This is a genomic window from Bacillus sp. SIMBA_008 (assembly GCF_046535495.1).
GTDB lineage: Bacteria > Bacillota > Bacilli > Bacillales > Bacillaceae > Bacillus > Bacillus subtilis.
On sequence record NZ_JAWRWL010000002.1, the window covers coordinates 289,433 to 300,019 of the forward strand.

At 44.8% G+C, this 10,587-nt stretch carries 9 protein-coding genes and 1 riboswitch; of the genes, 1 reads left to right on the forward strand and 8 read right to left on the reverse strand.

What is annotated here, in order from left to right; translation table 11 throughout:
• Window positions 1–5: 5 nt before the first annotated feature.
• A complete protein-coding gene (locus SB658_RS06905; protein ID WP_124059842.1) occupies window positions 6–2,678 on the reverse strand; it encodes a calcium-translocating P-type ATPase, SERCA-type in 2,673 nt (890 codons plus the stop codon).
• 121 nt (window positions 2,679–2,799) lie between these two features.
• Between SB658_RS06905 and rqcH the strand changes: the two genes are divergently transcribed.
• On the forward strand, window positions 2,800–4,512 hold the full coding sequence (gene rqcH, locus SB658_RS06910) for a tRNA modification protein RqcH (protein WP_185157706.1): 1,713 nt from the start codon (window positions 2,800–2,802) through the stop codon (window positions 4,510–4,512).
• Window positions 4,513–4,551: 39 nt separating this feature from the next.
• Here rqcH and sirC read toward each other — a convergent pair whose 3' ends face one another.
• The 7 genes from sirC to SB658_RS06945 all read right to left on the reverse strand — a co-directional run bounded on the left by sirC (window position 4,552) and on the right by SB658_RS06945 (window position 10,261).
• Window positions 4,552–5,040 carry a precorrin-2 dehydrogenase gene (gene sirC / locus SB658_RS06915; RefSeq protein WP_041335922.1) on the reverse strand — a complete coding sequence of 163 codons (489 nt, stop codon included), beginning with the start codon at window positions 5,038–5,040 and terminating at the stop codon, window positions 4,552–4,554.
• The gene (gene sirB / locus SB658_RS06920; protein WP_124059840.1) at window positions 5,021–5,806 is read right to left on the reverse strand and encodes a sirohydrochlorin chelatase; all 786 of its coding nucleotides are present in this window, start codon (window positions 5,804–5,806) and stop codon (window positions 5,021–5,023) included. The genes sirC and sirB overlap by 20 nt, the downstream gene beginning before the upstream one ends.
• Before the next feature lie 2 nt (window positions 5,807–5,808).
• A complete protein-coding gene (gene cobA / locus SB658_RS06925) occupies window positions 5,809–6,582 on the reverse strand; it encodes a uroporphyrinogen-III C-methyltransferase (RefSeq protein ID WP_014479752.1) in 774 nt (257 codons plus the stop codon).
• Between the two features lie 98 nt (window positions 6,583–6,680).
• Window positions 6,681–7,274, reverse strand: coding sequence for an adenylyl-sulfate kinase (cysC, locus tag SB658_RS06930; protein WP_015252120.1), 594 nt, complete (start codon window positions 7,272–7,274; stop codon window positions 6,681–6,683).
• A 12-nt stretch (window positions 7,275–7,286) separates the two neighbouring features.
• On the reverse strand, window positions 7,287–8,435 hold the full coding sequence (sat, locus tag SB658_RS06935) for a sulfate adenylyltransferase (protein WP_014479751.1): 1,149 nt from the start codon (window positions 8,433–8,435) through the stop codon (window positions 7,287–7,289).
• 48 nt (window positions 8,436–8,483) lie between these two features.
• Window positions 8,484–9,548: a sulfate permease gene (gene cysP, locus SB658_RS06940; protein WP_041351107.1), complete on the reverse strand. Its 1,065-nt coding sequence runs from the start codon at window positions 9,546–9,548 to the stop codon at window positions 8,484–8,486.
• Window positions 9,549–9,559: 11 nt separating this feature from the next.
• Window positions 9,560–10,261, reverse strand: a complete 702-nt coding sequence (locus SB658_RS06945) for a phosphoadenylyl-sulfate reductase (protein WP_029317783.1) — start codon at window positions 10,259–10,261, stop codon at window positions 9,560–9,562.
• 161 nt (window positions 10,262–10,422) lie between these two features.
• Window positions 10,423–10,528, reverse strand: a riboswitch (SAM riboswitch).
• Between the last annotated feature and the right edge of the window lie 59 nt (window positions 10,529–10,587).

Genomic DNA, 10,587 nt, shown 5'->3' on the forward strand with positions numbered 1-10,587 from the left:
TGAATTTATTTTTTTCTTGTTAAAAGTGACCCCGCCAGCAAAAAAGTAGGGATGGCGGACATACCGATGACGAGCATCCAGTCCCCCAGCGTGATGGCTACAGTATGGAAAATCGGCTGAAGCGGCGGATAGTAGATTACTACAAGCATCAGCAAAATGGATGACAATACCGCGCCGATTAAATACAGGTTTTGAAACGGATTTCTAGAGAAAACAGAAGTTTCGCTGCGGCAGTCAAACACGTGAATAAGCTGAGCGAGCACCAATGTGGCAAACGCGATCGTCTGGGCATAAGCCAAGTTTTCCGGATTGCGGTGGTACACAATGATAAACGCTAAAATAGTGGCAACTCCGATTAAAAATCCTCTGGAAACGACCTTCCATCCTAGCTTGCGGGCAAATACCCCTTCTTTCGGATGACGGGGCTTGCGCTTCATGACGTCTCCTTCCGGCTGATCCATGCCGAGCGCCATTGCCGGCAATCCGTCCGTCACCAAGTTGACCCACAAAATCTGAATCGGAACGAGCGGTAAAGGAAGGGCCAGCAGCATCGCAAACAGCATGACAAGGATTTCTCCGACGTTAGACGCCAACAGGTATCTGATAAACTTCCTGATATTTTCGTAGATGTTCCTGCCTTCTTTTATCGCTGATTTAATCGTCGCAAAATTATCATCTACGAGAACAAGAGATGATGCTTCTTTGGCCACATCTGTCCCGGTAATGCCCATAGAGACGCCGATATCAGCCTGTTTAATGGCAGGAGCATCATTGACGCCGTCTCCCGTCATCGCCACAATATGCCCGTTCTCCTGATAGGCTTTTACGATTTTTAGTTTATGTTCAGGGGAAACGCGGGCAAATACATATACATCCTCCACCACATGAGAAAGCTCTTCTTGAGAAAGTTCATTCAGCATCTTGCCGTCCATGATTTTGCCGCTTTTCGGAAGGAGGCGCAAGTCTTTCGCTATCGCTTTAGCGGTTTCTACATGATCACCTGTTATCATAACGGTCTTAATTCCCGCTTCACGGCATTCTTTTATCGCCTGTCTGACTTCCGGCCGCGGGGGATCAATGATACCTGAAAGGCCAAGCATGGTCAGATCTTTTTCCGCCTGCTCCATTGACGGTGTTTCGCCTGCTTTTATCGGCCTGTAGGCGACCGCTATCGTTCTGAGCGCCTGTGATGCCAAATGTCTTAATACCGCCTCTGTTTCTGCTTTTCTTTCATTTGAAAAAAGAGCCGCTGAGCCATCATAATAAATACGGGAAGATCGCTGCATCAGTACATCCGGCGCACCTTTTGTAATGATATAGCGCTTTCTGTCTTGATCCTCTACGATGACAGTCATCATTTTCCGTGCGGAATCAAACGGAAATTCTTCAATCACTCTGTAATTAGATTCAACAAACTCCTTTGAAAAACCGCCTTTTCTTGCCGCGGTGAGCAGCGCTCCCTCTGTCGGATCTCCGTCAAGCACATATTCGCCGTCTCTTTTCTCAATATTGGAGTTGTTACAAAGCGCTCCGAACAGAAGCATCTGCTGAAGCGGCTTATGTTCATTGACACTGATCTCTTTTTCGTTTAGTGTGAAGCTTCCTTTCGGTTCATAGCCGGCCCCTGCCACTCTCCATGTTTTCCCTCCGGACCAGACATGCGTCACTGTCATTTTGTTTTGGGTCATTGTCCCTGTTTTATCTGAGCAAATGATAGACGCACACCCAAGCGTTTCAACAGCAGGAAGCTTTCTAACAATGGATTTTTGTTTAATCATCCTCTGTACACCAAGCGAAAGCGCCACTGTCACAATCGCCGGCAGCCCCTCTGGAATAGCGGCTACCGCTAACGAGACACCTGCTAAAAACATACTGTATAGATCATGACCCTGAATAACACCGACAGCAACGACAAGTACGGTCAGAAGCAATGCAACAACAATCAAAATCTTCCCGAGCTGCTCCAGTCTTCTTTGCAGCGGGGTTGACAATGTCCCTGCCGATTCAAGCATGTCGGCAATTTTCCCCATAGCCGTATTCATTCCTGTCCCGACGACAACCCCGACACCGCTGCCGCGGGTCACAATCGTTCCCATAAATGCCATATTGGTAATATCGCCAAGTGAAACATCAGGTTTTTTCAATTTATCAGCATGCTTCACAACCGGGATTGATTCCCCGGTCAGCGCTGATTCTTCTATTTCAAGGCTTCTCGCTTCAACAATTCGAACGTCTGCGCCAATTCTGTCCCCGCTCGTAAATTTCACAATATCACCCGGCACCAGTTCCTTAGAAGGAATCTTTGTCCAGCTTCCTTCCCTGAGTGCCATGACATGCGGTGTTGAAAGCTCTTTTAAAGCCTGAAGAGATTGCTCAGCACGCCTTTCTTGAAAGAAACCGAGTATGCCATTCACAAACACAATCGCAATAATCGCAACCGCATCTACATATTCACCAAGAAATCCTGAGATTAACGTTGCCGCCAGAAGCACAAGCACCATAAAATCTTTGAACTGCGCGAAAAACAAGAGAAGCGCTGAAGTTTTTTTCCCTTCTTGCAGCTCGTTTGGTCCATGCTTGTCAAGGCGTTTTTTTACCTCTTTTTCTGTTAATCCTTGTTTCATGGACGTATTGGTTGCCTCTAGTAAATCTGTTTGTCCCATTTCATGAAACTTCATTCCGCTCGTCCACTCCCCTGCTCTCTTATAGAGATATCACTCTATAAGCATGCTTATTCTGACTCGTCCCATTTCATGCTATAATTATCGAATGCAGGAAGAATGAGAGGGTGTATTGCATATGTCGTTTGATGGCATGTTTACATACGGAATGACTCACGAACTTAACGAGAAAATAATGGGCGGACGAATTACAAAAGTCCATCAGCCATATAAGCACGATGTGATTTTCCACATCCGTGCCAAGGGAAAAAACCAAAAACTATTATTATCGGCACATCCGAGCTATTCACGGGTGCATATCACGGCACAAGCTTATGAAAATCCAAGCGAACCGCCAATGTTTTGCATGTTGCTGAGAAAGCATATCGAAGGCGGATTCATTGAGAAAATTGAACAAGCGGGCTTAGACCGCATTATGATTTTTCATATCAAAAGCCGAAACGAAATTGGCGATGAAACCGTACGAAAGCTTTATGTAGAAATTATGGGCCGCCACAGCAATATCATTTTGACTGACGCAGCAGAAAATGTGATTATCGACGGACTTAAGCATTTATCACCGTCAATGAACAGCTACCGTACAGTACTGCCCGGCCAAGATTATAAGCTTCCGCCTGCTCAGGACAAAATATCGCCTCTTGAGGTGTCAGAAGATGATATTTTGCGTCACCTCAGCTTTCAAGAAGGAAGGCTTGATAAACAAATTGTCGACCACTTTTCAGGCGTGTCTCCGCTTTTCGCCAAAGAAGCAGTTCACAGAGCAGGCCTTGCCAACAAAGTCACACTGCCAAAAGCGTTGCTGGCACTGTTTGCCGAAGTGAAAGAGCACCGTTTCATTCCCAACATTACGACTGTAAACGGAAAGGAATATTTTTATCTGCTGGAGCTGACTCATCTAAGGGGCGAAGCGCGCCGTTTTGATTCATTAAGCGAACTGCTCGACCGTTTTTATTTCGGAAAAGCTGAACGAGACCGGGTCAAACAGCAGGCTCAGGATCTTGAGCGTTTTGTTGTGAACGAACGGAAGAAGAATGCCAACAAAATTAAAAAATTAGAGAAAACCCTGGAGTATTCGGAAAACGCGAAGGAATTTCAGCTTTACGGGGAGCTTTTAACCGCTAATTTATATATGCTGAAAAAAGGTGATAAACAGGCTGAGGTCATCAATTATTATGATGAAGAAAGCCCGACAATCACGATTCCTTTAAACCCGAACAAAACGCCTTCTGAAAACGCACAGGCCTATTTCACGAAGTATCAGAAAGCGAAAAATTCGGTCGCGGTTGTCGAGGAGCAAATCAGGCTGGCACAGGAAGAGATCGAATATTTTGATCAGCTGATTCAGCAGCTTTCGTCCGCTTCTCCCCGGGATATCAGCGAAATCAGGGAAGAGCTTGTAGAGGGCAAATATTTACGCCCTAAGCAGCAAAAAGGCCAGAAAAAGCAAAAACCGCACAATCCGGTGTTAGAAACATATGAATCCACCTCAGGGCTGACAATTTTAGTGGGTAAGAACAATCGTCAAAATGAATATTTAACGACAAGAGTGGCGGCCAGAGACGATATCTGGCTTCACACGAAGGACATTCCAGGCTCCCACGTTGTGATCAGAAGCAGCGAACCGGATGAGCAAACAATCATGGAAGCCGCGACAATTGCAGCTTATTTTTCAAAAGCTAAAGATTCAAGTTCAGTGCCTGTAGATTATACAAAAATCAGACATGTCAAAAAACCAAACGGCGCGAAACCCGGTTTCGTCACCTATGACAGCCAGCATACCGTCTTTGTCACGCCTGATGCTGATACTGTCATCAAGCTCAAAAAAAGCTGAGCCGCATAAAGAAAAGCCAGAGCATTTGTATGCTCTGGCTTATTTCTTTCTTCTCACCTGATAAAGCCTGTTCACTTCAGCAATAAAATCGCCGTCAATCAGCTTATCCACGTTTTCAGCAAGCTCTTTCGTGTGCTTTGGACTGGCTCCGCTTGTAGAAACAGACACAGTGACATGCCCTCTTTTGACGATTTTCGGCATATATACATTGCCAAGCTCAGCGTCACTGACACAATTGACAAGCTGAAAAGGCGAAGCGGATTGGGCAATTTCTTTGTTCACTGCCGCATTATCCGTCGCAGCAATAATTAAGAAAGCATTGAGATAATCTTCTTTTTCAATTGTCCGTTTTTCCCATTTGATACGTCGCTCTTCTGCCATTTGCTTGATTTCCGGTTCAACATCCGGACTGACGAGCGTTATATCAGCTCCCTCAGAAATCACCGTTTTCAGCCTTCTGAGAGCGATGCTGCCGCCCCCCGCAATCACAACCTTCTTCTTTTCCAGGCTAATGTGCAGCGGAAGCATATGAACCTCCATCAAAATCAAATTGCCCCTCAGGATTTGCCGCAGTTTCTCTCACACGGTTCAAAAATGCGTTTTTCACATGAGGATGAAAACCGATATAGGAAGAGAGGTAGACGTTCGGATTATGAGCTTTTAATTTCTGAACCTCTCGTTCGATTTCATTCATCAGCATACCCGTAAAGAGCAAATATGGAACGATAAAGGTTGTTATGCCGTCATCTTTTTTAAGTTCTGAAAAAACCTCTTTGTAATTAGGGCCGCATGCTGTCAAAAAGCACGGAATGACTTCCTTGACTGGAATCATTTCCTGAAGAAGCTTAGCAATACCGGTTACGTCTCTTTTGACATCTGGATCTGAACTTCCCCTTCCGATGAGTACCACTCTGGCATTTTCATATGGAACACCTATGTCTTTCATTCGGTGATATACAGCCTTGACTACTTCTTCGTCAATCCCGATCGGCTTTCCGTATGAAATGCGGACTGACGGATATCGAGATGCAGCACGGGCAATTTCTTCCGGAATATCATGTTTTGCATGCGCAGCTGTTAAAAGAAGCAGAGGCACCACTGCGATATGAGTGGCGCCTTGCTTCACACATGCTTCAAATCCTGTCTCAATTGTCGGCTCCTGAAGCTCTAAAAAGCTGATTTCTTGTACTGGCACAGAGATGTGAGCCTTGCATCCTTCCAAAAAGGCTGCGGCTTCTTGCTGCGCTTTTTTGACCCGGCTGCCGTGGCCGACATATAAAATTGCTTGTTTCATTTTTACAACGCCTCGCTTAAATCTTGTTTTTTCAGTTCAGATTCAAACCATTCCAGCTTATAGTGATAATTTACAACATTTCCAATGACAATTAAACTCGGATTTGTAATGTTTTCTTTTATCACCGTTTCTGAAAGGGTTTCAACTGTACAAAAAACAGATTTTTGCTTGTCCGTTGTTCCCCAATGAATAAAGGCTGCCGGCGTAGAACCGTCCCTGCCGTTTTCAAGGAGTTTTCTTTCAATCTGCTGCACGTTTTTGATACCCATATAGATGACAAGTGTATCAATTCCTGTAGCCAGCGCTTTCCACTTTTCCTCAAAATCTTCTTCTTTTTTATAATGACCCGTTACAAAAGCGACGTTAGAGCCCGCCTCCCGATGAGTAACAGGAATCCCGGCATAAGCGGCTGCCGCGATTCCAGACGTAATGCCGGGGATGATTTCAAACGGAATTCCATTTTCAGAGAGGCATTCCGCTTCTTCCCCTCCTCTGCCGAACACAAAAGGGTCTCCGCCTTTCAGTCTGACAACCATTTTCCCTTTTTGCGCATACTTCACAAGAAATCGATTGATGGTTTCCTGCTTCATCGTATGAAAATCTGGAAGCTTCCCGCAGTAGATCAGGTCTGCTTGCTCTTTGGCATATTGTAAAATCTCTTTATTTACTAATCTGTCATATAAGATGACATCAGCTTTTTCAATGGCTTTCAGCGCTTTAATTGTCAGCAGATCAGGGTCACCGGGACCCGCTCCTACAATATATACTTTCCCCATCGTATTTCCCCCGATCTATTCGAGTTCTTCCAGAGCATTCGCTGTGATGATGTTCTCGCTTGCATTCCGGCATCTGAGAAGAACGCAGCAGATCATATTCAGCTCAATTTTTGTTTAACAAACTCGATCAGCTGATTTTTACACGCTTCACGGTCATGCTGTCCTGAATCAAGAACGAGCTCTGGTGCTTCCGGTTCTTCATAAGGTGAATCAATTCCTGTAAAGAACGGAATCTCTCCGTTTCTTGCTTTTTTGTAAAGTCCTTTCGGATCTCTTTGTTCACAAATATCAAGGTCGCATTTAATGTAGACTTCATTAAATTCGCCCGCTTCCACAAGCTCGCGAACCTGTTGTCTGTCCTCGCGGAAAGGAGAGATAAAAGCAGTAATCACAATGGTTCCCTGCTGAACAAAAAGCTTTGCCACCTCTCCGATTCGGCGGATGTTTTCTTTTCGGTCTTCATCAGAAAAACCAAGATCCTTATTTAAGCCGTGACGGATATTATCCCCGTCCAGCACAATCACTTGGTAGCCTTGCTCAAACAATTCTCTCGCAGCGGCGTTGGCAATGGTTGATTTGCCTGAGCCGCTTAACCCTGTCAGCCAGAGAATGGAGCTTTTATGCTTGTTTTTTTGCTGGTACTCTTCTTTTGTGATAGAGGCTTCATGCCATACAATATCGCGATTTGTCACTGCCAGTCCTCCTTAAGATACGCCTACTTCTTCTTTTTTCTTCATCCCTTTGATTAACACTTCTACGACTTCTTTTCGACTGAATTCAGCAGGCGGCAGCACACCGTCTCTCAGCATACCTCTTACCTTAGTGCCTGATAAAATGACGTGATGCTCTCTGCCATGAGGGCATGTTTTCGCTGTTCCCATATTTCCGCATTTTTTACAGAAGAAGCTGTGCTCAAATTTCAGCGGCGTAATCCCGAGTTCTTCAGGTTTAAATGTGTCAAACAGCTCCTGTGCTTCGTATGTTCCGTAATAGTCACCTACACCTGCATGATCACGGCCGACGATGAAATGTGTGCAGCCGTAGTTCTTTCTGACAAGCGCGTGGAAAATTGCTTCTCTTGGGCCTGCATAACGCATCGCCGCTAAAAAGACACCAAGGAAAACGCGATCTTTCGGGTAATAATGATCAAGAAGCACTTGGTAGCTTTCCATCCGTACATCAGCTGGAATGTCATCAGATTTTGTTTCACCTACTAACGGATTCAAGAACAAGCCGTCTACTGTTTCAAGAGCCGTTTTTTGAATGTATTCATGCGCTCTGTGAACAGGGTTTCTTGTTTGGAAACCGACAATGGTTTCCCAGCCTTTTTCCGCAAACTGGCGTCTCGTTTCTAACGGTTCAAATGTAAATTCAGGGAACTGTTTTGAAGCTTTTTTAATCAACGTAATCGGCCCGCCGACATATGTATTGCCGCGGCTGAACAGCTTTTTAACACCAGGATGCTCCTGTTCATCTGTTTTGTACACATTGACAGCTTCTTTTTGTTTGTCAGGCACGTACAGGTCTTCGATTTGGATAACGCCGTATGTTTCTCCTTCATACGTTAACTTTACCGTTTCACCAAGTGACAGTTCCGCTGCTTTTTGCGCATCGACCGGAAGCGTGATCGGAAGAGACCAGACAACGCCGGAAGAAAGACGCATGTTTTCGACTACAGATACGTAATCTTTTTCATTAAAGAAACCTTCAATCGGGCTGTATGCACCGATACCGATCAATTCCAAATCCGCGAAAGAAATTAAATCAAGTTCAATTTCTTTTTGAATGCCGCTCACATCATATGATTCATCTACTCTGTTTACTAATGTTCCTCCGTGTGGTGCTAAGCTCATAATATCCATCTCCTCCTAGTTAACTTATAAAATTACTCAGATTAATGATCAGATTCCCCCGCCTTGTTCGTGGACTGAGCGTCTCTCTTTGCGAATGGCCTTTGTCAGGCTGACGGCACCGCCCGCCGCTAAAAGCACACTTACCATGATAAAGATCGAATAATAATCTGCTTTTAAAAACAAGGATACAAGCAGATAAGAAATCGATAAAGATAAAAACGGCGATACGATCCATACCTTCAGCATCGTTTGAACAACTTGTTTATGGAACACGTTCGGACCGTTTTTTGCCATGCCTATTCCGATAATAGACGATGATGTGACTTGCGCCAAGGGCACCGGCATCCCAAATACAGAACTGATGATCACCAGTCCCGCTCCTGTGCCGGATAAGAGTATGCCTTCCCCTTTGGAGAATCTCGTAATTTTCTTCCCGTTTGTTTCTAGCACACGCCGGCCTAATAACAGTGCGCCAAGAGCAACAAAAGCTCCTCCATACAAGGTTCCTTTTCCGACATCAAGCACATCGGCAGCTACTAACGGGCCAACAGCATTCGCCACGTTATTCATGCCGGCAGAGAATGCTTCGAAAAATCCGGCAACTAACAAAACAATGCCGAGGATTTTTTGTTTTTTAGAAGATTTTACTTCAATCTTAAAATAACGAAACAGCTTAGATACGAAATAGGTGAAGCCGAAAGCGAACAGCGGGACAAAAACCCAAAATGACACAATGATCAGAAGATTGTTCACAAACAATACTTTATAAGCCACTCCCACGCCGACAACCGCGCCGACTGTTACTTCACTTGTCGACAAAGGAATGCCGAGCAGATTAGCAGTAAAGAGCGACAGGGCAGCAGCTCCAATAATGATGCAAACAATCGTCAGTGTAATCGTCTGCTCAGGAATAATGCCGGAGCTGATTGTTTTTACAACCTCGCCTCCGCCAATGACCGCCCCGGCAAAGACACCGACTGCGCATAGGATCAAAGCGTAGGTTTTCTTTTTGATGGCTCCGGAGCCGTAAGCAACCCCCATCGAAGCTGCAGCGCCGCTTGCACCAATATTCATCGCGAAAAACAAGCTAAATAAAATAGCGGCTAATTCCATTTTGCAGCTCCTTATTCATGCAGTCCGCATTCTGTTTTCGCCATACCATTCCATCTGCCTGAGCGCAAATCCTCTGCTGTAAAAGCGGGAGCAGTGCAAGGCGCACAGCCAATACTTGGATATCCTTGGTCATGAAGCGGATTGTAGTCCAGTTCATTCCGGGATGTGTATCTCCAAATGTCTTTCCAAGTCCAATGGATAAGCGGGCAAACTTTTACTGACTTGAATTTTTCATCTTTGTTTAAGAAATTCGTATTGGCACGGCTTGGCCCTTGATCACGGCGCAGGCCGGAAAGCCAGGCTGGATGTCCTGAAAGCGCCTCTCTTAAAGGAACGACCTTTCTAAGATAGCAGCACTGATTCGGCTCTCTTTCCCATAGTTTGTCACCATGTTCTTCGGCTTGTTCCTCAAGGGTGAGGTCTGGTTTTTTCAGGATGATATTAAGACCCGGATAACGCTCTTTCACTCGTTCAATTGTTTCATAGGTTTCTTTAAAATGAAGTCCTGTATCAAGAAACACAATCTCTGCGTCTTTTTTCACTTTATAAATTAAGTCAATCAGAACGATTCCCTCAATTCCGAAACTGCAGGCATAAACAAGCTGATCGCCGTAATGGCCGTATGCCCATTTTAAAACTGACAGCGCTCCTTTATAAGGATCGTCTTCCGGAAATGTAATCGTTGGTTCTTCCCAATTATCATACGTTAACATTTCTTCTTTCCTCCTTTCGGAGACAAACAAACAGTAGCTTTCTGCCGGTTGTCTTTTCCCATGTAATGTGATTCGCGGCTGCTGATATACAGATAGCCTTTTTACCTCTTAAAATAAAAAACTTTCAATCCGGCGGAAAGAAAGACAGGAACAGCATGTAGCCCTTATCTTTCAAAATGGAATTCATTTTGCTGGAAGTAGCACCTTACAAACTATGCAGGTTGCCGGGCTTCATAGGTCCAGTCCCTCAGCCGCTCTTGATAAGTTTTTAGATTTGTAGTAAATTTTAGCACAATTCTAACATAAGTCAACCCGACTTTTTTTAT